Raw genomic sequence first — 22,782 nt, forward strand, 5'->3', positions numbered from 1 at the left:
GATGGATCGGCTCAACGGCAAGGTTGCCATGGTGGTGGGCGCCGGCTCGATTGGACCCGGCTGGGGCAACGGCAAGGCGACCGCGGTGACCTTTGCGCGCGAGGGCGCGCAGGTGTTTTGCGTCGATCGCAACGGTGCGGCGGCCGAGGAGACCGCGAAGATCATCAATGGCGAAGGCGGCAAGGCGACGGCATTCACGGCCGACGTCTCGCGGCCTGCCGAGATCGAGGCGATGGTGGCGGCGTGCCTGAAGGCCCATGGCCGCATCGACGTGCTCGACAACAATGTCGGCATCGCCGAGATGGGCAGCGTGGTCGAGGTGACCGAGGAGAGCTGGGATCGTGTCTTCAGCGTCAACCTCAAGAGCGCCTATTTCGCTATGAAGCACGTCATTCCCGTGATGGTGAAGCAGGGTGGCGGCTCGATCATCAACATCTCCTCGATCGCTTCGATCCGCCACATGGGCATCTCCTACGTCACCTACGGCGCCTCGAAGGCGGCGATGAACCAGATGACGCGCACCACCGCGATCGAGTTCGCGCGCCATCATGTGCGGGTCAATGCAATCCTGCCCGGCCTGATGAAGACGCCGATGGTCGAGCACTCTGCCGGGCTTGCCGCGAGCTATGCCAAGGGCGACGTCGAGGCGATGTGGCGCGCGCGCGATGCGCAGGTGCCGATGGGCCACATGGGCGATGCCTTCGACGTCGCCAACGCCGCGCTGTTCCTGGCGTCGGACGAGTCGAAATACGTGACGGGGATCGAGCTCGTGGTTGATGGCGGGATCACCTGCAAGGCGGGGGCCTAGGCGCCGCCGTCGTGCCGGATCTGCGCTTCGCTCATCCGGGACGACAGCGGAGGTGAGAGCTACCTACTGTGCCAGCGCCAGAATCCCGCCCGCAAACGCGTGCCAAGCCGCCGTCTCGCTGACCGGCCAGTTCAGCACCTTCACCGCCAGCAGTGCGAGCGTGCCGTAGATGTAGACGAGATGCACGCGGCCCATGGTGCGCCAGTCGCGCACCATGGCGACGAGGAGCAGGAGCGAGGCGACGGCGGCCGGCGCGATGGTGACGGGCACCGGCGGCGGCCCCGGCGGTCCTGGAGGCGCGAGGAAGGTGAGGAACCAGCGCGCGATCGCGGCATCCAGAATTGACACCGCCGCGAGCAGCATCAGGCGCTTGTGGACCTCGGGTCTCCGCGCGTTCACGATCGCGAGCACGAATACCATCGCGAAAAACGCGATCCCGCTCATCGGGACGATCGAGAACGCGATGCCGGCCTCCTTCTGCCCGAGCGTGGCGGAATGCTGCATCACATGCACGGAGGCCAGGAAGCCGAAGATCGTCATCGCGGTCGCGAGCGAGACTCCGGCGATGCCGAGTGCGCGGTGATTGGCCACGCGGCCCGAGGCTGCGAGCCAGGTCTGAAGCACGAAATAGAGTGACCAGGTGAAGAACAAGAGACCGTGAAAATGAATCACGGGACTTGCGGAGAATGTCCGGTTGGCAAGCGGCACCCAATAGGTCGGTGCAAAGCCCAGAAACGCGGTAGCCGCGCAAGCGAGCGACATATGGGGATAGAAATATCGTGCTGGCGACGCATCACGCGCGCGGACACGACGGTCGTCGATCAGGGTCGTCATCTGGAATGAGTCTGGCAAGGCGGGGTTTGGTTCAATCCCGCTGTCGTCCCGCACAAGTGTAAGCGCAGATCCGGGACGATGAGACTATCCCCCCGCGCTCAATTCGGCGCGATCGAGCTCTTCCTCAAGCTTGTGGAACGCGTCGTCGCCGATCACCTCGGTCGCGCGCAGGTCGAAGATCGATTTGCGCGCGGCTTCGATGGCGCGGCGGCGCAGGGGATCGGCGGGCAGCTCGCCATTGGCGATGCCGCCGTTCGGATCGTTTTCCGCCTGCATCAGGATCGCGCGATATTCGAGCCGCAGGATTTCCGCTTCCTCCGACGGATCGCTCTCGATGGCGTCGAGCGCGGCGCGATAGGCGACCGCGCGTCCGCGCGCGACCTCGATGCCGACGGGATCGTCGTCCCTGAGGGCGAACGTCAGGATCAGCGGCCGCAGCGTCAGGCCCTGGATCACCAGCGAACCCAGCACCACCGCAAAGGCGATGAAGACGATGAAATCCCGATGTGGAAAGTGTTCCGGCAGGGCAAAAGCGGTGGCGAGCGTGACGAGGCCGCGCATGCCGCACCAGGAGATGATGAGGCCGCCCTTGGCAGAGGCGACCTGCTTCGGATCCTTCGGGCGATAGATCCGCTGCGCGATCAGCGCGCGGAGCGTCGTCCGGTAGAACGTCACCCAGAGCAGCCGGACCAGCACCACCGTGAGCAGGATCCAGGCGGCGGCGACGCAATATTCCCAGCGCACGTCGGCATCGAGCCGCGTCCAGATCGGTCGCATCTGCATGCCGATCAGCATGAAGGCGAGCACGTTGAGCACGAACACCATCGTCTCCCACACCGCATAGGAGGGCACCCGTAGCCGCGCCGGCATGCGCAGCCCCGCCCTGCGTGCCATCGTCATGGCATAGACGACGATGGTGAGAATGCCGGAAAGCCCGAGATGCTCGGCGGCGATCCAGACCAGGAAGGTGGTGGCGAACTGCAAGATGATCGCGCTCGGTGCCTCTTTCACCCGTTCGATGAACAGCGGAACAATGCGGCCCGCGAGCAGGCCGGCGATGACGCTGCCAACCAGCGCCAGCGCCATGGTCGGTGCGACCTGGCTCCACGTCAGGTGCTCGGTAGCAACCGCGCCGACCGCGATGCGATAGATCAAGAGCGCAGTCGCGTCGTTGAGCAGGCTCTCGCCCTCCAGGACCTTCACCATCCGGTGGGGCAGCTTCACTTGGCTGAGGATCGCGACCGCAGCCGCGGCGTCCGGCGGCGCCACGATGGCGCCGAGCGCGACCGCGGCAGCCCAGGGCATATCGGGCATCAGCCGGTGCGCGACATAGGCCACGGCGGCCGTGGTCAAGCCGACCGCGGCGACGACCAGGGTCGAGACCGGAACCCAATTGTTGCGCAGATCGCGCGGCGAGGTGTCGAACGCGGCATCGAGCAGGACCGGTGCGACAAAAAGCGCCAAAGCCAGGTCCGGCTCCAGCGTCCAGGACGGGCTCGACGGCACGAAAGCGATCAGCGCGCCACCAATGGCGAGGAAGGTCGGGTAGGGGACCTTGATCCGCCGCGCCAGCGCCGATAAGCCGACGGCGCCGAGCAGAAGCACGATGATCCATTCGAATGTCGACACGATGATTCCCGAAACCGATTTGAGCGGCGCCACAAGCTAGCACCAATCCGGCCGTAATGATGGATAGTGGGGCGACCGGCAAGATTGAAGGCAAGACGTTCCGATCGTGACGAACATGCGTTCCTTTCTCATTCGACTGTCAGGCGCGGGGTTGCTCTGCGCGCTCTCGGTCGCCGCGGCCCATGCCGCGACGGGCGGCGAGCCGGTCGCGGTGGCGCAGGTCGATGTCGCGCCATGCCTTGCGGCGACCGCGGCCGACGATATGGACAAGGCCCTCACGGCCTGCGCGGCAGTGATCGACGATGAGAAGACCGCGAAGGAAGACCTGATCAAGGCACTGGTCGCGCGGGGCGCGCTTTATGCGCGGCACGAGCAGATCGACCGTGCGATCGCGGACGACAGCCGGGCTCTGCAGCTCGATCCCGGTCTCGCCGACATCTTCAACGCGCGCGGTGAGCTCTGGCTGAAGAAGGGGGACAGGCCCAAGGCAGTGCAGGATTTCGGCGCGGCATTGAAGATTGATCCCAACCACGAGAAGGCCAAGGCCAATCACAAGGCAATGGCGCGCGAGCTCGAGCGGATCGGGGCGCAGATGGCGGTCGCCGGCAAGCCCAGCTTCAATTGCGCCCGTGCGCGACGCGCCGTGGAAAGGGCGATCTGCGGCAATCGCGAGCTCGCCGATCTCGACCGGGAGATCTTTGCCGCCAATGAGCGCGTGGTCCGGGAGACGCGCAATGCGGGTGAAGCCAAGACGCTCCAGCGCGCGCAGGATGAATTCGTCGCGCGTCGCAATGCCGGATTCGGCCGGCCAGGGTACGACCTGAAGAAGGCGATGCAGGAGCGCCTGCAGCGGCTGAACGGTGTGGACGAATATTGACGGGACCTCCGCCTCTCTCCGCAAGCGGGGCGAGGGAGTGCGGGCAGCTCTCCGCACGCCCGATTTGAACCCATCCTTTGCCACCAGACCGCAAATCCGGCGTCGGATCGCTCCGCGGCCCTCGTCGCGCGCGCCGAAGCGAATGTGCGCACCTCCGCGAGGTCGAGAAGGTGATCTGTGCCGATCCGCAACTCGGCGTGCTGGACCGCCAGATCGCCGAGACCTACGAGCGTGTGCTGCGGGCTGCGACAGCGCGTCTGGCGGCCGACCTGCGCAAAACCCAGCGCGATTTCCTCACGACGCGCAACGCGAGCTTCGGCCGCCCCGGCTATGATCTGAAGAAGGTCCCGAAGGACCGCCTGCAGTGGCTCAATGCGATGGCAAGCTGAGAAGCACTGAAGAACCGAAGTCGCACGGCGGGCTCGGTTAGCTCTCCCGCTTGCGGAAGAGATCGATGTCTCCCCGGCGGTGCGAAGCATCTTCCAGAGCGCGGCGGGTGAGGGCTTTATCGCCTTGCAGACTTCCTCCATAGGCCTCCCGACGCGGAGGCACCCCAGCCTCCTCGCAGGCGGAAGAGGGAGTGCCGATGCGCGCAAGCTCTACGCCTCTCCTCCAAAAGGCCCATCCTTTTCGGCTTGAACCGCGGCCCGTTCCCGGGAAAATACGCGTCAAGCAAGGCCGGCACTTGATCCTAGTCCTGGCGGGACGCTTCTCCTGCCGTCAGGTCAAGACGAGGCGACCAAAGGGAACGGGAGCGCGGGAATGAACATCCAGGGCAAGAGTCTCTATCACGAGGTCCATGCGCGCTCGCTGGCCGATCCGGAAGGATTCTGGGCCGAGGCGGCCAAGGAGATCGACTGGATCGAGCCGCCGAAAACGATCTTCGATGCGACGCAAGGAACCTACGGCCGCTGGTTCACCGGCGGCGTGGTCAACACCTGCTACAATGCGCTCGACCGCCATGTCGAACGCGGCCGCGCCGACCAGGTCGCGCTGATCCATGATTCGCCGCTGACGGCCAGCATCACCAAATTCACCTACGCCGAGCTCTTGAGCGAGGTGCAGGCACTCGCCGCAATCATGCAGGATTTTGGTGTCGCCAAGGGCGATCGCGTCATCCTCTATATGCCGATGGTGCCGGAGGCGGTCGTCGCGATGCTCGCCTGCGCGCGCATCGGCGCGGTGCATTCCGTGGTGTTCGGCGGCTTTGCTGCCAAGGAGCTCGCCACCCGCATCGACGATGCGCAGCCAAAGCTCATTCTCTCCGCGAGCTGCGGTGTCGAGCCTGGCCGTATCGTGCAGTACAAGCCGCTGCTCGACGAGGCGATCAAGCTCGCGAGCGCGAAGCCGAAGGCCTGCATCGTGCTGCAACGTCCGCAGCACACCTGCGACCTCACTCCGGGACGCGACTATGATTGGGCGAGCCTGCGGCGCAAGGCGCTGAACGACGGCAAGAAGGCGCCCTGCATGCCGGTTGCCGCGACCGATCCGCTCTACATCCTCTACACCTCGGGCACAACGGGCATTCCCAAGGGTGTGGTGCGCGACAATGGCGGCCATCTCGTCGCGGTGAAATGGTCGATGTTCAACCTCTATGGCGTCAAGCCGGGCGAGGTCTGGTGGTGCGGCTCGGACATCGGCTGGGTGGTCGGTCACAGCTACATCGTCTACGGCCCGCTGCTGCACGGCGCGACCTCGATCATGTATGAGGGCAAGCCGGTCGGCACGCCCGATGCCGGCGCGTTCTGGCGCGTCATCAGCGAGCACAAGGCGGTCGCCTTCTTCACGGCGCCGACCGCTTTCCGCGCCATCCGCAAGGAGGATCCCGAAGGCAAATTCATCCGGCAATATGATCTCTCGAAATTCCGCACGCTGTTCCTCGCCGGCGAGCGCGCCGATCCGCCGACGGTGGAATGGGCGGAGCAGCAGTTGAAGGTGCCGGTGATCGATCATTGGTGGCAGACCGAGACCGGCTGGTGCATCGCCGGCAACCCGGTCGGCCTCGGCATGCTGCCGGTGAAGCACGGCTCGCCGACGGTGCCGATGCCGGGGTATCAGGTCGAGATCGTCGACGAATCCGCAAAGCCGGTCGGCCCCAACACCATGGGCTCGATCGTCATCAAGCTGCCGATGCCGCCGGGCTGCCTGCCGACGCTGTGGAATCAGGACGCGCGCTTCAAGGAAGCGTATCTCAGCGAATTCCCCGGCTATTACAAAACCTCGGACGCCGGCTACAAGGACGAGGACGGCTATGTTTTCGTCATGGGCCGTACCGACGACATCATCAACGTCGCCGGCCATCGCCTCTCCACCGGTGGCATGGAGGAGATCCTGGCGTCGCATCCGGACGTGGCCGAATGCGCCGTGCTCGGCATCAAGGATGCGATCAAGGGCGAGGTGCCCTGCGGCTTCCTGGTGCTGAAAGCGGGCGTGACGCGTTCGCCCGCCGAGATCGAGAAGGAGATCGTCGCGCTGGTGCGCGACAAGCTCGGCCCGGTCGCCGCCTTCAAGCTTGCGATCACCGTCGGCCGCCTGCCCAAGACGCGCTCCGGAAAGATCCTGCGCGGCACCATTAAGAAGATCGCCGACGGCGAAGCCTGGACCATGCCGGCGACGATCGAGGATCCGAAGGTGCTCGACGAGATCGGCGCGGCGCTGAAGGGACGGGTGTGAATTGTGCGCTCCGGTCGTCATGCGCGGGCTTGACCCGGGCATCCATCAATGAGCAGGCAATTGCCTTGATTTCGATGGATTGCCGGGTCAAGCCCGGCAATGACGAATGAGACAGGACCGATCAATGTCAGCCAAGCTCGCGCAGTATGGCGCCATCTTCCTACTCGCCATCGCACTCTCCGCCTGCTCCGCGCGTTACCAGACGCCTATAGCGGTCGGCGGCGACGATGACGACGCGGTGTGCCAGAGCCGCGGTTATGCGCAGGGCTCGCCGGAATACGTGGCCTGCCGCAAGGATCGTGATGTCCAGCGCAATGCGGCCACCGCGCGTGCCGATCGCCGTCAGCGTGATCTCGGCGAATACATGCTGAACCATCCCGAACGGCCGTGAGTGCCGACCCGGAATTATCGTGCCGCGCCGCTTGCTCGCATTCACGTCTCCCATGATGCGCCTGCAACGCAGCAGTCGAAATCCTTGTCCGCTCTCTGTTCCGACGTTGACTCGCGCAACAACGCGCTACAAATAGCTGAAGGAGATGCTGACCTTGACGGTGCGGTTGGCGCCGTCACATCGGCGAATGTGAACACACGGGACGCGGCTAGCCGGCGTGCACCGTCCGCGGATGCCGATCATGCAGCAGCTTCGCCAGGTCGTCGCGATCGCCAGGGCGGTCTCTGACGGCAATCTCGAACAAGGCTTCCTGGATATCCCGGGGCATGTCGCCCCACGCTGCCAGGACAGCGCGTCCCAGCATCAACGCAAAATGATCTTCGTCGTCCCGCATCGCTGATCCTCCGCGCTGGAAACAATGCGAGGTCGGCCGCATCGTTCCCGGCAGAGGCGTCGCGAAAGTTCCCCTCGCAAACAAAAACGCGGCGGATCGCTCCCGCCGCGTTCGAACCGGATGCAGTGCAGGGAAGTGAGCCTACTCCTGCTCGTTCTCCTGCTTCTTGCCGCCGAGCGTCTTGAGCTTGGCGAATACCGCGTCGACATTGAGGTCGTCGCTGGATTTCTGCGCGGGCTCGTACTCGTCCTTGCGGGTGGTCTCGGAGGCCGGCAGCAGCGTGGCGCCGCCATAGGCTGCGTCGATCGGCTTTTCCTTGGCTGCGCGCTGCACCTCGAAATCGAGCTCGATCTGCGAGCACAGGCCGAGAGTGACAGGGTCGATCGGGGTCAGCGCCGACGTGTTCCAATGGGTGCGGTCGCGCACGCTCGCGATCGTGCTCTTGGTGGTGCCGACCAGACGCATGATCTGGGCGTCCTTCAGCTCAGGATGGTTGCGCAGCAGCCAGAGGATGGCGCTCGGGCGCTCGTGGCGGCGCGAGACCGGCGTGTAGCGCGGGCCCTTGCGCTTGGGCTGGGGCGGCAGCACCACCTTGCTCTCCTGGAGGCGGAGCCGGTAGTCCGGGTTCTTCTCGCCCTTCTCGATCTCCTCGCGGGTCAACTGGCCGTTGGAGAGCGGGTCCATGCCCTTGATGCCCTGGGCCGCGTCGCCGTCGGCGATCGCGCGCACCTCGAGGGGATGCATCTTGGTGAAATCGGCGACCTGGTCGAAGGTCAGCGCGGTGTTGTCGAGCAGCCAGACGGCGGTCGCCTTGGGCATCAGAGGTGCGTTGCTCATGGCAAATCTCCTTTGTGCTTCGCCCACCCCTCTGGAGGCGAAACCGGTGGTCATCAGCGATGACAGGGAATTCGCGCTATATAAGCCCGGAGGGGGTAGCCACGCAATGGTTCTGCTATAGATAGTGCCTTGACAGCGCCCGAAAGGGGGCCCAATTCCCTCTGAAGTGCCTGTAAAGTCCAGGCAGACTGTTTTAAAGCCCAATCCATCCATCGACCGCCCCCCGCCAGAAGGCGAAACGGGTGATTCGGTCCCGAGATCGCTCAATGTCAGCCAAACCAGACCTCAAGATCGTGCTTTGTTCTCCCCGCGGCTTCTGCGCCGGGGTGGTCCGGGCGATCGACACCGTGGAACGGGCGCTCGATAAATACGGTGCTCCCGTCTATGTTCGCCACGAGATTGTGCACAACAAGTACGTCGTCGATGGGTTGAAGAAGAAGGGCGCGATCTTCGTCGAGGAGCTCGCGGAAATCCCTGAGAATACCACCGCGCCAGTGGTGTTCTCGGCCCATGGCGTGCCGAAGTCGGTTCCGGCCGATGCCCAGTCCCGCAATTTGTTCTCGCTGGATGCGACATGCCCGCTGGTGACCAAGGTGCACCGCGAGGCCGCGATCCACTTCAAGCGGGGCCGCGAGATCTTCCTGATCGGCCACTCCCATCATCCTGAAGTGGTCGGCACCCTCGGCCAGCTTCCAGTCGGCGCCGTGACCCTGATCGAGACCGCCGAGGACGCCAAGACCATCACTCCAAAGGACCCCAACAACCTCGCCTTCGTGACCCAGACCACCCTGTCGATCGACGACACGGCGGAGATCGTGGCGCTGCTCAAGGAACGCTTCCCGAACATCAACGGGCCACACAAGGAAGACATCTGCTACGCCACCACCAACCGCCAGCTCGCGGTGAAGAAGGTGGCGCCGGTGGTGGACGCCCTGATCGTGGTCGGCGCGCCGAACTCGTCGAACTCGCAGCGCCTGCGCGAGGTCGCCGAGCGTGAGGGCTGCAAGACCGCGGTGCTGGCGCAGCGCGCCGCCGACATCGACTGGGGCAAGTTCGACAACATCGCCAGCCTCGGCATCACCGCGGGGGCATCCGCGCCGGAAGTGATCGTCGAGGAGATCATGGACGCGTTCGCAGAGCGCTACACGCTGCATGTGGAGACGGTCTCGGCCGCGGAAGAGAACGAGTTCTTCCCGCTGCCGCGCTCGGTGCGCCCCGAAGCCGCCGCAGAGTAAATCTGCATGGCGGTCTACACCGACGTTGCCGCCGATGAGCTTGCGGATTTCCTGAAGCAATACGATCTCGGCGAACTGCTCTCCTACAAGGGCATCGCCGAGGGCGTCGAAAACTCCAACTTCCTGCTGCACACGCGCCAGGGAAACACGCAGGCCTCGTTCATCCTCACGCTCTATGAGAAGCGCGTGGCGAAGAACGACCTGCCGTTCTTCCTCGCGCTGATGACGCATCTCGCCGAGCATGGCATCAACTGCCCGTTGCCGGTGAAGGCGAGGGACGGCGATGCGCTGCGCGAGCTGGCGGGCCGGCCGGCCGCGATCATCACCTTTCTCGAGGGCATGTGGCCGCGCAAGCCGAATGTGGCCCATTGCGCCGGCGTCGGCGAGGCGCTGGCGAAGATGCACCTGGCTGGCGCCAACTTTGCGATCAAGCGCGCCAATGCGCTCTCGGTCGCGGGCTGGCGGCCGCTGTTCGATGCCGCCGCAAGCCGCGCCGACGAGGTGCAGCCGGGTCTGCGCGCTTTTCTCGCCGCCGAGCTCGATCATCTCTCGAGCGGGGTCTGGCCCACCAATCTACCGGAGGGCGTGATCCACGCCGACCTCTTCAACGATAACGTCTTCTTTCTCGGCGACCGGCTCTCGGGGATCATCGACTTCACCTTCGCCTGCAACGACATACTGGCCTATGACGTCGCGATCTGCCTCAACGCCTGGTGTTTCGAGCCGGATCATTCCTTCAACGTCACCAAGGCGCGCGCCTTCCTCAATGCCTATGGCCGGGTGCGAAAGCTCTCCGAAGCCGAAGAGGCGGCGCTGCCGCTGCTCGCGCGCGGCGCTGCGATCCGTTTCCTGCTGACGCGGCTGGTCGACTGGCTCAACGTGCCGCCGGGCGCGCTGGTGCGGCCAAAGGATCCGCTGGAATATGTCCGCAAGCTGCGCTTCCACCAGAGCGTGACGAGCGTGCGCGACTATGGGCTGATGCCGTCAGGACTGGTGGCGTGAGCGAGCGTCCCAACGTCACGATCTATACCGACGGCGCCTGCTCGGGAAATCCCGGTCCGGGCGGCTGGGGCGCAATCCTGAAGTTCGGCGACAAGGAGAAGGAGCTGAACGGCGGCGAGCGCCACACCACCAACAACCAGATGGAGTTGATGGCGGCGATCTCCGCGCTCGAAGCACTGAAGAGGCCGTGCACGGTCGATCTCTATACCGACAGCCAATATGTCCGTCAGGGCATCACGGGGTGGATCTTCGGCTGGAAGCGCAACGGCTGGCGCACCGCCGACAAAAAACCGGTGAAGAATGTCGAACTGTGGCAGCGTCTCGATGCCGCGCTGAAGCAGCACGAGGTCCGCTGGCATTGGGTCAAGGGCCATGCCGGGCACCCGGAGAACGAGCGTGCCGATCAGCTGGCGCGGGACGGGATCGCGATGGCGCGGTTGCAGCAGAGAGTGCAGGAGTAAGCGTCTCGGGCGTCGCCAAGCTCTCTCCAGCGTCATCGTCCGGCCAACCGAGGGTGAGGCTACTACGCCGCCCCGATCACGATCCCGACCGCCAGCACGATGGCGCCGCCGAGCACGATCTGGAACACGGCCTGGAGAAACGGCGTGTCCATGTAGCGCGAGCGGATGAAGGCGATCGCCCACAATTCGAAGAACACGACGACGCAGGCGATGGCGGTCGCGACCCAGAATGCGTTGGCCCAGCTGTCGGGCACGAGATAGGGCGCGGTGTGGCCGAGCCCGCCGAGCGTCGTCATTGCGCCGCAGGTGAGGCCGCGCAGCCAGGGCGAGCCGCGCCCCGTGAGCGAGCCGTCGTCGGAGAGCGCTTCCGCAAAGCCCATGCTGATGCCGGCGCCGATCGACGCCGCAAGGCCGACCAGAAACGTCTGCCAGTTCTGATGCGTGGCGAAGGCTGCCGCAAACAGCGGCGCGAGCGTCGAGACCGATCCGTCCATCAGGCCCGCGAGGCCCGGCTGCACATATTGCAGCACGAACATCCGCCGCCGCGTGCGGTCTTCCTCGGCGCGCACGTCGGGCTTGAGGATCTCGTCGGTGAGCGCGACGGCCCGGTTCTCGTGATGCCTCTCTTCCTCGGCGAGATCGCCGAGCAGGCGGCGCACACCGACATCCTCGGCCTGCTCGGCAGCCCGCGCGTAGAAGCGCTCGGCTTCGAGCTCCATGGTCTCGACTTCCTTCCGGATCGTGTCGAGCGGCAGGTTCTTGGTCAGCCATATCGGGCGCCGGCGCAGGAAACCCTTCACGTCCTCGCGGCGGATCGGCGGCAGATGCGTACCAAACCGCGCCTCGTAGAGCTGGAGCAGGCGATGCCGGTGGCCGCGTTCCTCCTCGGCCATCTCCTCGAAGATCTTGGCCGTGTCCGGGTAGCGCTCGCGCAAGTCCTCGGCGAAGGTCATGTAGATGCGGCTGTCCTCCTCCTCGGAGGAAATCGCGACCGCAAGCACCTCGCGCTCGGTCAGGTCGGCAAAGTTCTTCACGACGGCCCTGCCATTAGTTTAGAACTATTCTAAACTATAGGCCGCCGCGGTTCCCCGGTCAAATCAGCCGGTGCGGGCCTTGGCGAGGAAGTCCAGCAACAACCGGCTGACTTCGGCCGGCTGCTCCTGCTGCACCCAATGACCGGCGCCATCGACGAGATGGCAGCCGAGCATCTTCGTGCACGCGCGCGCCTGCATCGCCTCGAACGCGCCGGGGCGCTGATAGGTGCCCCAATCCTGCTTGCCCGAGATGAAACAGGAGGGCACGTCGATGCTGCGGCCAGAGAACAATTGCAGTTCGCGATTGAAAGCGCCCGAGGTGCCGCAGCGATACCATTGCAGCCCGCCCTGGAATCCGGTGCGGCCATATTCGGCGCTGTAGTAGGCGAGCTCGCGATCCGGCAGCCATTGATTGGCGGCGATCGCGGCCGGCGACGGCATCTGCTTGGCCACCGTCTCGGCCATCGTCTCGTTCAGGTCCATCACGTAGTAGGTCGGCAGCTTCGCCAGTTCATTCGCCGACCATGACGCCAGCGGATACGGCTTGTTGTCGGACCAGTCCGCGCTCTTGTGATGATAATAGGCGCGCAGGAAATCGTGTACGCCCTGCGGCGCGCAGTGCATGTCGGCGTTGGCTGCGCGTGTCGAATAGTACCATTGATAGTGTTTTCGCGGACGCGGCAGCGCTGCGAGCTCGCGATGAACGGCGTCTTCGGCCGCGGGCTTTGCCGGCGTGTCGACTGTGTTGAAAGGCAGCGGCGGCGGTCCGCCGAACGGCGCGCTCATCATCGTCACCGAGCGAAACACGTCGGGTCGGATCAGGGCGCACCAGGCCGCGACCGCGCTGCCGAAATCGTGGCCGACCACATCGAGCTGCCGGTAGCCGAACGCCGCCACCAGGGCGAGCGCATCACGCACCAGGTTGAAGAGCGAGAAGGGCGCGAGATCGCCGTCGTACTCGGCGCGCCATCCCATCGTGCGCCCATAGCCGCGCTGGTCCGGCGCGATCACGTGATAGCCCGCCCCAGCTAGCACCGGCATCACCTTGCGCCAGGAGAAGGCCAGCTCGGGAAAGCCGTGCAGCAGGAGCATGCAGGGCCGGCCCCCGGTCTCGAACCCGGCTTCCAGCACATGCATGCGCAAGCCGTTGATGCCATCGACATAGCGTGCGCGGATGCCCGCGGGGAGCGGGATGTCGGGGAGATCGGCCATAGGCGCTTCCTCGTCATGGCCCGGCTTGTCCCGGCCATCTACGTTCTTCGTTGCCGTTGATTGTAAGAACCTAGATGCCAGGCACAAGCCCGGGCATGTGAAGAGAGGCCGTTCCGCTAGGCCGCCGCGCAGACGAAGCCGCTGCCCTTGCGCTTGATCTTGCCCACCGACGGCGATGGGAAATGCGCCGTGCAGCACAGCGTGTCGGTGTCGCAATAGCGCTCCAGGAAGCCGCGGCGCGTTTTCGCCGCGGTCGCCTGATCGACGTCGAACTTCATCGACAGCTCGGGATAGAGCGCCTGCAACGGCGAGTGGATGAGATCGCCGGAGAACACCGCATCGTCCTTGCCGCGTCCGGCAGTGAAGGCGACATGGCCCGGCGTGTGGCCCGGCGTCGGCAGGATGCGGATGTGATCGCCGATCTGATGGTCGCTGCCGACGAGTTCGTGGCGCCCCGCCTCCACCACCGGCAGCACGCTGTCGGCAAAGGGCGGGATCTCCGCCTTCGCATTCTGCTCGGTCCAGTAGTCGAACTCACGCTTAGCGAAGACGTAGCGCGCCTTGGGGAAGGTCGGCACCCAGCGGCCGTTCTCGAGCCGGGTGTTCCAGCCGACATGATCGGCATGCAGATGCGTGCACATCACGAAGTCGATGTCGTCCACCGATACGCCGGCAGCATTGAGCCCGCGCAGATACGTGTCGTCGGTCTTCATGTGCCATTTCGGCCGCTGCGGCCGCGGCTTGTCGTTGCCGATGCAACTGTCGATCAGAATGGTGTGATGCGGCGTCTTCACCACGTAGGACTGGAAGCACAGGATCAGCGTGTCCTGCTCGTCCAGTGCCTTGGCCTGCCGCATCCATGCCCGGTTCTCGGCCAGCACCTCCGCCGTCAGCCCGGGAATGAACTCCAGCGCCGGGAAGAACGGGACTTCCTGCTCGATGACGCGATGGATGGTGAGCTCGCCGACGGAGTATTTGAGGCTCATGAGAGCTCCTGCGAATTATGCCGGAGGCGGCGCCGAGATTTTCACGGAAGCCCGCTCCAGCATTCTCTGATGGAAGGCGTCGAGCTTCGGATAGGCCTTGCGCCAGCCGCAATCGGCGAAGCGGAAGTCGGCATAGCCGAGCACGCAAACGAGGCCGATCTGCGAGATGTCAAACGGGCCGTTCAGAACCTCTGGCATATTCTCGAAGCGTGCCATGCCGGTCCAGGCCCTGTTCCAATGGTCGTCCGACCATGCCTGCCATTGCAGGCCCTGCGGCCGCACCATCTTCTCGTAGCGGCACAGCAGCATGGAATCGAGCATGCCGTTGAGCAGCGAGTGGTTGGTCTTGGTCTTCCAGCGCCGCGGCCCGTAGTCCGGGATCAGGCTGCCGCCGGCGATCTCGTTGAGATATTCGACGATGACGTAGGAGTCCAAAATCACGTCGCCGTCGTTGGTGATCAGCACCGGCAGCTTCTTCAGCGGCGTGATGCGCGAATAATCCTCGTTGGCCATGCCCGGCGCGACCGTTGCGGGCACGAGCTCGATCTTGTCGATCAGCCCGAGCTCGATCGCAGCGATGCGCACCTTGCGGGCGAAGGGCGAGGCGGGGGAGAAGGTTAGTTTCATCTGAATAACCTCTATCCAAACATACAAGCCTCATCCTGAGGAGCGCGCCTCTTCGCGCGTCTCGAAGGATGGAATGGGAGGCGTTCTCTCGTCACCCGGCCAATGCGTCGAGTGACCGTGTTATTGGCGCATCCTTGACGCGCATTGCGCGCTCCTCAGGATGAGGCGGAGACGCCTACGCCGCGATGATCTCCTGGCGCTGCTCGCCGAGACCTTCGATGCCGAGCGTGACGACGTCGCCGACATTGAGGAAGGTCGGCGGCTTCATGCCGAGGCCGACGCCGGGCGGGGTGCCCGTGGTGATGATGTCGCCGGGCAAGAGCGTCATGAACTGCGAGACGTAGGAGACGCACTTGGCCATCGAGAAGATCATCGTCTTGGTCGAGCCGGTCTGGCGGCGCTGACCGTTGACGTCGAGCCACATCGAGAGCTCCTGCACGTCCTTGATCTCGTCCTTGGTGGCGAGCCATGGGCCGAGCGGGCCGAACGTGTCGTGCGACTTGCCCTTGGTCCATTGGCCCAGGCGCTCGGTCTGGAAGTTGCGTTCGGAGACGTCGTTGCAGACGCAATAGCCGGCGACGTAGTTCAGCGCGTCGGCTTCCGAGACATATTTGGCGCGGGTGCCGATGATCGCGGCGATCTCGACTTCCCAGTCGAGCTTGGTCGAGCCGCGCGGCTTCTCGACCGGATCGTTCGGGCCGGAGAGCGAGGTGTTGGCCTTCATGAAGATGATCGGCTCGGTCGGGATTGCAGCGCCCGTCTCCTTGGCGTGGTCGCTGTAATTGAGGCCGATGGCGACGAATTTCGAGATGCCGGTGACGGGTGCGCCGAAGCGGGGCTTGCCGGACACCGCGGGCAGCGAGGCGGGGTCGAGGCCCGCCAGCTTTTTCAGAGATTCCGGCGCATAGGCCTCACCGGTCAGGTCCTTCACATGCGCCGACAGGTCGCGCAACTGGCCGGATTTGTCGATCAGGCCGGGCTTTTCCGCACCCTTCTCGCCATAACGAACAAGCTTCATTCTCGTTTCTCCCTGGGAATGGACCGATCGGTTGAACAGCTTCATGGAACAGGGCGGCGGGAAATTCAACCGCTCACTGCCGGGCGTTTCCGCATTACACCCCCTCATCCTGAGGGCCCGTCGAAGGCGGGCATCTCGAAGGATGGCCGCGGGCGGGGCCTTCATGGTTCGAGACGCGCGAAGACGCGCTCCTCACCATGAGGAGTACCGTCACCCCAGCGCCACAAACCTGAACGCATCTCCATCCCGCTTGATATGCCCGGCCGAGAAATGCCCGCCGATCACCAGCGTCGGCGTGTCGGCAAAGCGGCCGAACAAGTCGCGCCGCGTTTCGGCCGATTGCGCCTGGTTGGAATCCGCGGTCGAGGACCAGTCGAGATGCGCCATCTGGCAAGGATGATGAGCGACGTCGCCGGTGAGCAGAGCCTGCTCGCCGTCGGACTGGATCAGGATGCTCATATGGCCGGGGCTGTGGCCTGGCGTCGGGATCATGCTGATCTCGTCGCAGAGCCGGTGGTCGCTCGCGATAAGATCGGCTCTGTCGGCATCGATGATCGGCTGCACGGAATCATTGAACACCGCTGCCTTGTCCGGTTCAGCGGAGTGGTCGCGCCAGTGCTCGTATTCGGTCTTGCCGAAGACGTACCGCGCCTTCGGGAATGTAGGCACCCATCGGCCGTCGACCAGCGTCGTATTCCAGCCGACATGATCGACGTGAAGATGCGTGCACAGCACCGTGTCGATGCTGTCAGGCGCAAAGCCTGCCGCTGTCATCGTCTCCAGAAATGGTGTGCTGCGATGATTCCAGGTTGGGACGTTGCGGCCCTGCTTGTCGTTGCCGAGCCCGGTGTCGACCACGATCCGGCGCGTCGGCGTCTCCACCACCAGCGAATGGATCGACATCTTCAGCCGGCCTTCTTCGGTGGCGAAATGCGGGATCAGCCACGGCAACTTCTGGATCTCTGCGTTCCCTGCGAGCGGCAGGATGAAGCGGGTCGAGCCGACCGTCTCCAATTCCACCACCTTCGTGATTTTGACCCTGCCCACCTTCCACCGCATCGGCGCCTTCCCATGTTCTTGTTTTGGTGCCGAAACATGCGGCCTTCCGCCATGGAGCGCAATGGATCATCTGACGCGATGCGGCGTTACCGCGGGAACCGGAGGAGGAGCCATGCCAGAGCTTGCAATATCCGCTGAAAAAGTCGCTTTCATCATTGAGAAGGCGCGCGAATTGGACGTCAAGGAGGGCGATTCCGATCCGGATTCCGGCTCGAACCCGAGCGATGACGATGCGCTCGACGTTCTCGAGGACGACGGCTCCGATCCCGTCGTCCAAGAGCTCGGGAGCTTCATGATTGCCCTGAACGAGGACGAGCAGCTCGATCTCGTCGCGCTGACCTGGCTCGGCCGCGGCGACGGCACGATCGATGATTGGGACGATTTGCGCACCCGCGCAGTGGAGGCGCGGAGTGAATATCGCAGTCCGCGCCGCGAAACGGTGCGCTATCTGCTCGGCGAGCCCATGCTGGGCGATCTGCTCGCCGACGGTCTCGACGCATTCGGCATCGACTGGACCGACGAGCGCACCACCGCTGATTCCTCGGCTCCAAGTCAGCAGGACGAAGACGAGCCGACCAAGCAGCGGTGAGACGGAGAGTGCTCTCCCCGTAAGAACGGGGAGAGCGAGATGCGCGACTACAGCGTCCCCGGGAACGCGCCGCCATCCAGCAAAATGTTCTGCCCGGTGATGAAGCCGGCCTTGGCGCCGCACAGGAAGGCGCAGGCATAGCCGAACTCGTCGGGCTGGCCGAATCGGCCGGCGGGGTTCTGCTTGGCGCGCTCGGCCAGGATCTGCTCCGGCGTGACGCCGCGCTTGTCGGCCTCGGCCTTGGCGGTGCCCGTCAGGCGGTCAGTCTCGAACGGGCCAGGCAACAGGCCATTGATGGTGACGTTGTTGATCACGGTCTTGCGCGACAGGCCGGCGATGAAGCCGGTGAGGCCGGCGCGCGCGCCGTTGGAAAGGCCGAGGATGTCGATCGGCGCCTTCACGGCGGCCGAGGTGATGTTGACGATGCGGCCGAACTTGCGCGCCATCATGCCGTCCACCGTCGCCTTGATCAGCTCGATCGGGGTGAGCATGTTGGCGTCGATTGCCTTGATCCAATCGTCGCGAGTCCAGTTGCGGAAATCGCCGGGCGGCGGGCCGCCGGCATTGTTGATCAGGATATCAGGCTCGGGGCAGGCCTTCAGCACGGCCTCGCGGCCTGCCGGCGTCGTGATGTCGCCGACGATCTCGGTGACGGTCACGTCGGGATAGGCTTTGCGGATGTCGTCGGCCGTCTTCTTCAAGGCCTCGGCACCGCGCGCGGTTAGGGTGACATGAACCCCGGCCTCGGCCAGCGAGATGGCGCAGGCGCGCCCGAGGCCCTTGCTGGATGCGCAGACGATGGCGCGGCGACCTTTGATCCCAAGATCCACTGTTTCACTCCCGTAATGTCAGATTGGTTTTGGACAGCGGCTACTCTATCCAACCTCGACGCTGCTGATAAGGGACGGGCCCGCTTCAAAATGCATGGCGCGCGTTGCGGCGATGCAAATGCGCAGGCATGGTCCGGAAGAATTTATCGCGGTTTTCCGAAGAGATCATGCCCAAACAACAAAGCGCGATCTTATCGCGCTTCAGATGCGCCGCTCCTGCTTGAGGCGGTCGATCGCGGCAGCCGCCTCCGGCGGCAGCGACTTGAATCCCATCTGTCCTACCGTCGAGAACAGCGGGCGCAGATGCGAGCCGGCGAGAAAAGGCGGCTGGCGGTTGGCCGGCACGATCTGGTCGAACACCGCTACCAGCGTGGTGGCGACGAGGCCGACCCTGATGGTGCCGAGCGCGGCGCCGCCGAGCCGGTCGCCGATGCCGGCCTCGCCGATAGTGTCGTTCAGCGCGGTGCGGCCGATATGCCCGAGCAGCATGCCGATCACCACGAAGATGGCGAAGAACCAGATCCAGTTCTGGAGCAGCGGTGAATTCGCGTTGGCTGCGATCTGCGGCGCGATCAGCGGCATCAGCGCCACCGCCATCGGCGCGGCGAGCAGATAGGCGAGGATGGTCATGGCGCTGCGCAGCAGCCCGGTCCTGAAACCGAGGCCGACCGCGATGGCGAGTGCCGAATAGACCGCGAGATCGAAACTGTTCATGCCTGCGAGCCCACCTCGGCGAACGCTGCTGCGCTGGAACGAATGAACGCCAAGCCGATCATTCCGGTTTCAGATCGCTAAAATCGTCTGTATTGATGGCTTCAAAAGCTCAGGGATTACGCCCAAGGAAATCGTCATGGCAGACCTATTCGACGTCAGTAAAGAAACCATCCTCGTGACCGGCGCGAGCCAGGGGCTGGGGCGGCAATTTGCCCGGGTGCTGGCGGCGCATGGTGCATCCGTCGCGCTTGCGGCGCGGCAGACCGACAAGCTGAAGAGCCTGGAAGAAGAGATCCGCGGCACGGGTGGTCGCGCCGCGGCTGTCGCGCTCGACGTCACCGATACCGCGTCGATCGCCAGGGCGGTCGATGCGGCGGAAGCCGCGCTCGGGCCTGTCACCGTGCTGATTAACAATGCCGGCATCGCCATCGAGAAGCTCGCGACCGAGCAGACCGAGGCTGATTGGGATGCCGTGATCGGCGCCAACCTGAAGGGCGCCTACTTTCTCGCGACGGAAGTGGTGCGGCGCATGATTGCGCGCAAGCAGCCGGGCAACATCGTCAACATCGCCTCCGTGCTCGGCACCGGCGTGCTGAAGGCGGTCTCTCCTTACGCGATCTCCAAAGCCGGCATCCTCCAAGCGACCAAGGCGATGGCGCTGGAGCTTGCGGGCCAGAACATCCGCATCAACGCGCTCGCGCCCGGCTATATCGATACCGAGATGAACCACGCCTTCTGGTCGACGCCCGCAGGCGAGCGCCTGACCAAGCGCATCCCCCAGCGCCGCGTCGGCGCCGAGTCCGATCTCGACGGCGCGATCCTGCTGCTGGCGTCGAACGCCTCGCGCTACATGACGGGCAGTGTGGTGACGGTGGACGGCGGGTTCTTGTTGAATTGAGTTACGCTGCGCTATTGGCGCGCGAGAGCTTTACTCCGATCTCGTCCCGGACAAAGCAACAGGCATCAGATTGCGTCCCGCGGCCGCCGCGACCCGGCTCGGCCGCGCCCGCGCGACCATGGCACGAAAGGCATCCTCCAGTGCCTGCACAGCGGGGTGTTTGTCAGGGACTGTCCAAGGGGTGGTCCAGGCACGGTCCTGGCAGCATTCCCCAAAAATGACGATGCACCCTGATTTTGCTGCGGCCAAGCTGGCTCTATGCGGAACTCCTGGCAAGTGCATGCCAAGCGGCCCCAAAACCGGTCCATCCGCATGTCACAAAGTCGAAAAAAACGTTCCCGCAGCCCTTTCCAAAGGCGGCCCGCCTTGTTACATACGCCCCGCACCCGACGGGCTTTGCCCCGGGTCGCCTTCCAAGGAAGCCTTTGGGACGGACGAAGCAAGCCACGCGAACAGCGCCGGCCTCAACCGATCGTCCCCGGCCTTTGGCGAAGGCAAAGCAAGTGTTTAACGCGGGGTGGAGCAGCCCGGTAGCTCGTCAGGCTCATAACCTGAAGGTCATAGGTTCAAATCCTATCCCCGCAACCAAATTCGGATTGACCAGATCTGATACGAAATGGCCCGCATGAAGCGGGCCATTTTTGTTCAGTAAATGTTTGTTTGCTAAAGCCCGCCCCTCAAAATTCCCTAACCACCTTCCCGTCCGCGCCCACCAGCGTCGACGGCGCCTCCCCAAACACCAGCCCCTCCGGCTGAAACTTGATCGTCTTCCCGCCCTCGACGAACTCCGCAAAATTGCGCGGCGTCGCCGAGTGCACGCCGTTCGCCAGGAAGTCATCGATCTCGTAACAGGTGTCGGGCTTGCCACCGGAGCCTTCGCCCAAAAACTTCTGGAAGGTCTGGCTCGCGATCTTGGCCTTCTTGCGTGCCGACCAGTTGGTGTAGCGGCGGTAGAGCTTTGGCAGGATCACCGGGCCCTTGTCGGTCGCGAGCACAGCGGTCTCGCCGGCCCTGGGCTCGCGCAGGCCGAAGTCGAAGGCGCCAATCGTCTTGGCGAGATGTTTCCAGACCGGCAGCTTCTTCGCGCGCGCCGTCTTGGCGAGCGCGAGGAAGGCCCTGATCTCGTCCTCATTCATCGAGGAGTAGAACGTCGGATAGGCAAAGCCCTGCTCGACCAGCCAGTGATTGATGTCGATGGTCTCGCCACCAATCGTCACCTCGATGTCGCCGACCAGCCGCGCATAAGTGTCGAACACCTCGTTCGGCGCATCGACATGGGTGAACACGCGGCAGGGAAGGGTGACTTCGCCGGGACGGCTGAGGAAATCGTGCAGCACCTTGCTGGCGGTGGCGCCGAGGAATTGCCGGTAGGAATGCGTGACCTCGTGATAGGCCTGCCGCTTGGCCTCCGTCAGCCCCTTCTTCTCGGCCGTCGAGAGAGGCGAGGGCTGGTAGTGCAGCTCCGGTGCGTCGATGCCCTGGAGGCGGACGGTGAGCTTGCCGTTCTTGATCGGTGCCGTTGTGGTCCGGCCCTTGACCTTGGCGCCCCCGAAGGCGTGGGTCGGCTGGAATGGCGAAGAGTCGTTCTTGCGGAAGCGGATCGCGTCCGGCGCGATGGCCACCACGACCTTGGTGGTGTCGGCGTCCGACCGCCCCTCCGGCCAGAACTGGCCGACATCAATCGTACCTTCAACCTCCAACAGTCCAACGGGCATTGGCCGCTCCTGTCACGGCGCACGACGACTTCTGAGGAAGCGATTCGCGCGAACAGTGAGGCGTAACCGAGCATCTTCGTGCGACAGGCCCATGACGGCGGCCAGGACAGGCGCGACGCGTTGCCGCCGTGGCGCCAGCTCTCGGCTACGCCATGCTGGCAACGACGTTGTCACGGGGGCATGCGCTCGAAGGGGTAGAGCGCCGGACGGCAGGCCTTGGGCGAGTGGCGTCAGTCGCAATAAGGCGCCCGCGCGCCTGTCGCGCGGGCGGCAATGGGTTCTTGAACCAAGAAGAATGCTTCTGAAGATCACGATCGGTGCGGACAGACCATCGTCAGATAGAGCAGCGTCGGCGCCTTGTCCTCGCCATTCCTGTACTCCCACTCCAGCCGGATCTCGTGGCGGTGCGCATAGGCATCGCTCGCCTTGTGCGTGATGATGTTCGTCTTCATCGGGATCGGCGGTTCGGAATTGAAACATTTCCGGACGCACGCATCGAGCAGATCGCATCGCGTCAGAGGGATGACACCGGGCTCGTCCTTGGACAGCGGGGCCGTGTTCGGCTGGGTGCTGAGGTCGACGCGGGCCCGGCCCTTCTCCTTGTGCCAGTACTTGGCGCTTCCCTGCGGCCACTTGGATGGCGGGTTCAGGATCAGGTGGTACTGGCCATATTCCAGCGTCGGCAGATCGATGTCGTCCGATTCCTTGAGCTTGGCGACGCTCTTTTTCATGTTCGCCAGGGGATAGTAATTTCTGTTCATCAAGTCTCGAAATGCCTTGCCGCTATATACCAGTCCGGCCATCGCCTCTTTCCCCGATATGCCTGTTGTCAAAACTTGGTGCTGGCGGCCGAAATACGCGTCACGCTGCCGCCGATCACACATTCGTTGTGTGCAGGCACGCTACCACCCACGACTGCACTTCGTCCAGAGAGCCACGATCCGGTAACATCGCGTATC

At 64.3% G+C, this 22,782-nt stretch carries 23 protein-coding genes, 1 tRNA gene and 1 pseudogene; 11 read left to right on the plus strand and 14 right to left on the minus strand.

All coding sequences use genetic code 11. The features are described 5' to 3' along the window. The first annotated feature begins 1 nt into the window (after position 1). Positions 2–808 carry a glucose 1-dehydrogenase gene (locus IVB12_RS00210; protein ID WP_247294482.1) on the plus strand — a complete coding sequence of 269 codons (807 nt, stop codon included), beginning with the start codon at positions 2–4 and terminating at the stop codon, positions 806–808. Positions 809–871: 63 nt separating this feature from the next. Here IVB12_RS00210 and IVB12_RS00215 read toward each other — a convergent pair whose 3' ends face one another. Next, positions 872–1,642: a hypothetical protein gene (locus IVB12_RS00215; RefSeq protein ID WP_247294483.1), complete on the minus strand. Its 771-nt coding sequence runs from the start codon at positions 1,640–1,642 to the stop codon at positions 872–874. 84 nt (positions 1,643–1,726) lie between these two features. Then, positions 1,727–3,304, minus strand: coding sequence for a sodium:proton antiporter (locus IVB12_RS00220; protein WP_247294484.1), 1,578 nt, complete (start codon positions 3,302–3,304; stop codon positions 1,727–1,729). A gap of 82 nt (positions 3,305–3,386) precedes the next feature. On the opposite strand from IVB12_RS00220, the gene IVB12_RS00225 reads away from it, so the two are divergent. The 4 genes and pseudogenes from IVB12_RS00225 to IVB12_RS00240 all read left to right on the plus strand — a co-directional run bounded on the left by IVB12_RS00225 (position 3,387) and on the right by IVB12_RS00240 (position 7,212). Further along, positions 3,387–4,148, plus strand: coding sequence for a tetratricopeptide repeat protein (locus tag IVB12_RS00225; protein ID WP_247294485.1), 762 nt, complete (start codon positions 3,387–3,389; stop codon positions 4,146–4,148). A 155-nt stretch (positions 4,149–4,303) separates the two neighbouring features. After that, positions 4,304–4,537: pseudogene (locus tag IVB12_RS00230) on the plus strand (lysozyme inhibitor LprI family protein); the annotation flags it as partial. A gap of 373 nt (positions 4,538–4,910) precedes the next feature. Then, on the plus strand, positions 4,911–6,821 hold the full coding sequence (locus IVB12_RS00235) for a propionyl-CoA synthetase (RefSeq protein WP_247294486.1): 1,911 nt from the start codon (positions 4,911–4,913) through the stop codon (positions 6,819–6,821). 124 nt (positions 6,822–6,945) lie between these two features. Further along, positions 6,946–7,212 carry a hypothetical protein gene (locus IVB12_RS00240; protein ID WP_247294487.1) on the plus strand — a complete coding sequence of 89 codons (267 nt, stop codon included), beginning with the start codon at positions 6,946–6,948 and terminating at the stop codon, positions 7,210–7,212. Between the two features lie 208 nt (positions 7,213–7,420). On the opposite strand, the gene IVB12_RS00245 is transcribed toward IVB12_RS00240, so the two are convergent. After that, positions 7,421–7,606, minus strand: a complete 186-nt coding sequence (locus tag IVB12_RS00245) for a hypothetical protein (protein WP_247294489.1) — start codon at positions 7,604–7,606, stop codon at positions 7,421–7,423. Positions 7,607–7,747: 141 nt separating this feature from the next. Continuing rightward, positions 7,748–8,443, minus strand: a complete 696-nt coding sequence (locus IVB12_RS00250) for a cell cycle transcriptional regulator TrcR (protein WP_247294491.1) — start codon at positions 8,441–8,443, stop codon at positions 7,748–7,750. A 266-nt stretch (positions 8,444–8,709) separates the two neighbouring features. On the opposite strand from IVB12_RS00250, the gene ispH reads away from it, so the two are divergent. Genes ispH through rnhA form a run of 3 tightly spaced genes read left to right on the plus strand, consistent with a single transcriptional unit; the run spans position 8,710 to position 11,141 of the window. Further along, on the plus strand, positions 8,710–9,678 hold the full coding sequence (gene ispH / locus IVB12_RS00255) for a 4-hydroxy-3-methylbut-2-enyl diphosphate reductase (RefSeq protein WP_247294494.1): 969 nt from the start codon (positions 8,710–8,712) through the stop codon (positions 9,676–9,678). 6 nt (positions 9,679–9,684) lie between these two features. Continuing rightward, on the plus strand, positions 9,685–10,680 hold the full coding sequence (locus tag IVB12_RS00260) for a homoserine kinase (RefSeq protein WP_247294497.1): 996 nt from the start codon (positions 9,685–9,687) through the stop codon (positions 10,678–10,680). Continuing rightward, positions 10,677–11,141: a ribonuclease HI gene (gene rnhA / locus IVB12_RS00265; RefSeq protein ID WP_247294498.1), complete on the plus strand. Its 465-nt coding sequence runs from the start codon at positions 10,677–10,679 to the stop codon at positions 11,139–11,141. Before IVB12_RS00260 ends, rnhA begins: the two co-directional genes overlap by 4 nt. Positions 11,142–11,203: 62 nt before the next feature. Here the strand turns inward: rnhA and mbfA are convergent, their stop codons facing one another. The 6 genes from mbfA to IVB12_RS00295 all read right to left on the minus strand — a co-directional run bounded on the left by mbfA (position 11,204) and on the right by IVB12_RS00295 (position 17,077). Further along, positions 11,204–12,175, minus strand: coding sequence for an iron exporter MbfA (gene mbfA / locus IVB12_RS00270; protein ID WP_247294499.1), 972 nt, complete (start codon positions 12,173–12,175; stop codon positions 11,204–11,206). Positions 12,176–12,238: 63 nt separating this feature from the next. After that, positions 12,239–13,387, minus strand: a complete 1,149-nt coding sequence (locus tag IVB12_RS00275; RefSeq protein ID WP_247294500.1) for an alpha/beta hydrolase — start codon at positions 13,385–13,387, stop codon at positions 12,239–12,241. Between the two features lie 116 nt (positions 13,388–13,503). Further along, positions 13,504–14,373, minus strand: coding sequence for an MBL fold metallo-hydrolase (locus IVB12_RS00280; RefSeq protein WP_247294501.1), 870 nt, complete (start codon positions 14,371–14,373; stop codon positions 13,504–13,506). A 15-nt stretch (positions 14,374–14,388) separates the two neighbouring features. Further along, the gene (locus IVB12_RS00285) at positions 14,389–15,000 is read right to left on the minus strand and encodes a glutathione S-transferase family protein (protein ID WP_247294502.1); all 612 of its coding nucleotides are present in this window, start codon (positions 14,998–15,000) and stop codon (positions 14,389–14,391) included. Positions 15,001–15,175: 175 nt separating this feature from the next. Further along, entirely contained in the window at positions 15,176–16,018 is an 843-nt protein-coding gene (locus tag IVB12_RS00290) for a fumarylacetoacetate hydrolase family protein (protein ID WP_247294503.1), read from the minus strand. Between the two features lie 210 nt (positions 16,019–16,228). Next, positions 16,229–17,077, minus strand: coding sequence for an MBL fold metallo-hydrolase (locus IVB12_RS00295; RefSeq protein ID WP_247294504.1), 849 nt, complete (start codon positions 17,075–17,077; stop codon positions 16,229–16,231). A 112-nt stretch (positions 17,078–17,189) separates the two neighbouring features. Here IVB12_RS00295 and IVB12_RS00300 point away from each other — a divergent pair, with 112 nt between their 5' ends. Beyond that, the gene (locus IVB12_RS00300) at positions 17,190–17,666 is read left to right on the plus strand and encodes a DUF3775 domain-containing protein (protein ID WP_247294505.1); all 477 of its coding nucleotides are present in this window, start codon (positions 17,190–17,192) and stop codon (positions 17,664–17,666) included. A 47-nt stretch (positions 17,667–17,713) separates the two neighbouring features. On the opposite strand, the gene IVB12_RS00305 is transcribed toward IVB12_RS00300, so the two are convergent. Together IVB12_RS00305 and IVB12_RS00310 are read right to left on the minus strand one after the other, a co-directional pair. After that, entirely contained in the window at positions 17,714–18,496 is a 783-nt protein-coding gene (locus IVB12_RS00305) for an SDR family oxidoreductase (RefSeq protein WP_247294506.1), read from the minus strand. Between the two features lie 201 nt (positions 18,497–18,697). Further along, the gene (locus tag IVB12_RS00310; RefSeq protein WP_247294507.1) at positions 18,698–19,210 is read right to left on the minus strand and encodes a CvpA family protein; all 513 of its coding nucleotides are present in this window, start codon (positions 19,208–19,210) and stop codon (positions 18,698–18,700) included. 136 nt (positions 19,211–19,346) lie between these two features. Between IVB12_RS00310 and IVB12_RS00315 the strand changes: the two genes are divergently transcribed. Continuing rightward, entirely contained in the window at positions 19,347–20,108 is a 762-nt protein-coding gene (locus tag IVB12_RS00315; protein ID WP_247294508.1) for an SDR family oxidoreductase, read from the plus strand. Between the two features lie 511 nt (positions 20,109–20,619). After that, positions 20,620–20,696 (plus strand) — tRNA-Met (locus tag IVB12_RS00320). 89 nt (positions 20,697–20,785) lie between these two features. Here IVB12_RS00320 and IVB12_RS00325 read toward each other — a convergent pair. Then, positions 20,786–21,823, minus strand: coding sequence for a thermonuclease family protein (locus IVB12_RS00325; RefSeq protein ID WP_247294510.1), 1,038 nt, complete (start codon positions 21,821–21,823; stop codon positions 20,786–20,788). 308 nt (positions 21,824–22,131) lie between these two features. Then, the gene (locus tag IVB12_RS00330; protein WP_247277917.1) at positions 22,132–22,626 is read right to left on the minus strand and encodes a hypothetical protein; all 495 of its coding nucleotides are present in this window, start codon (positions 22,624–22,626) and stop codon (positions 22,132–22,134) included. Between the last annotated feature and the right edge of the window lie 156 nt (positions 22,627–22,782).

The sequence above is a fragment of the Bradyrhizobium sp. 179 genome (assembly GCF_023073535.1).
Classification (GTDB): domain Bacteria; phylum Pseudomonadota; class Alphaproteobacteria; order Rhizobiales; family Xanthobacteraceae; genus Bradyrhizobium.

Coding starts and splice junctions, on each gene's coding strand:
- IVB12_RS00280 (WP_247294501.1), bottom strand. CDS start 14,373: ATGAGCCTCAAATACTCCGTCGGCGAGCTCACCATCCATCGCGTCATC.
- IVB12_RS00215 (WP_247294483.1), bottom strand. CDS start 1,642: ATGACGACCCTGATCGACGACCGTCGTGTCCGCGCGCGTGATGCGTCG.
- IVB12_RS00315 (WP_247294508.1), top strand. CDS start 19,347: ATGGCAGACCTATTCGACGTCAGTAAAGAAACCATCCTCGTGACCGGC.
- IVB12_RS00275 (WP_247294500.1), bottom strand. CDS start 13,387: ATGGCCGATCTCCCCGACATCCCGCTCCCCGCGGGCATCCGCGCACGC.
- ispH (WP_247294494.1), top strand. CDS start 8,710: ATGTCAGCCAAACCAGACCTCAAGATCGTGCTTTGTTCTCCCCGCGGC.
- IVB12_RS00290 (WP_247294503.1), bottom strand. CDS start 16,018: ATGAAGCTTGTTCGTTATGGCGAGAAGGGTGCGGAAAAGCCCGGCCTG.
- IVB12_RS00245 (WP_247294489.1), bottom strand. CDS start 7,606: ATGCGGGACGACGAAGATCATTTTGCGTTGATGCTGGGACGCGCTGTC.
- IVB12_RS00235 (WP_247294486.1), top strand. CDS start 4,911: ATGAACATCCAGGGCAAGAGTCTCTATCACGAGGTCCATGCGCGCTCG.
- IVB12_RS00300 (WP_247294505.1), top strand. CDS start 17,190: ATGCCAGAGCTTGCAATATCCGCTGAAAAAGTCGCTTTCATCATTGAG.
- IVB12_RS00260 (WP_247294497.1), top strand. CDS start 9,685: ATGGCGGTCTACACCGACGTTGCCGCCGATGAGCTTGCGGATTTCCTG.
- IVB12_RS00225 (WP_247294485.1), top strand. CDS start 3,387: ATGCGTTCCTTTCTCATTCGACTGTCAGGCGCGGGGTTGCTCTGCGCG.
- IVB12_RS00295 (WP_247294504.1), bottom strand. CDS start 17,077: ATGCGGTGGAAGGTGGGCAGGGTCAAAATCACGAAGGTGGTGGAATTG.
- IVB12_RS00325 (WP_247294510.1), bottom strand. CDS start 21,823: ATGCCCGTTGGACTGTTGGAGGTTGAAGGTACGATTGATGTCGGCCAG.
- IVB12_RS00210 (WP_247294482.1), top strand. CDS start 2: ATGGATCGGCTCAACGGCAAGGTTGCCATGGTGGTGGGCGCCGGCTCG.
- IVB12_RS00250 (WP_247294491.1), bottom strand. CDS start 8,443: ATGAGCAACGCACCTCTGATGCCCAAGGCGACCGCCGTCTGGCTGCTC.
- IVB12_RS00310 (WP_247294507.1), bottom strand. CDS start 19,210: ATGAACAGTTTCGATCTCGCGGTCTATTCGGCACTCGCCATCGCGGTC.
- IVB12_RS00240 (WP_247294487.1), top strand. CDS start 6,946: ATGTCAGCCAAGCTCGCGCAGTATGGCGCCATCTTCCTACTCGCCATC.
- IVB12_RS00285 (WP_247294502.1), bottom strand. CDS start 15,000: ATGAAACTAACCTTCTCCCCCGCCTCGCCCTTCGCCCGCAAGGTGCGC.
- IVB12_RS00330 (WP_247277917.1), bottom strand. CDS start 22,626: ATGGCCGGACTGGTATATAGCGGCAAGGCATTTCGAGACTTGATGAAC.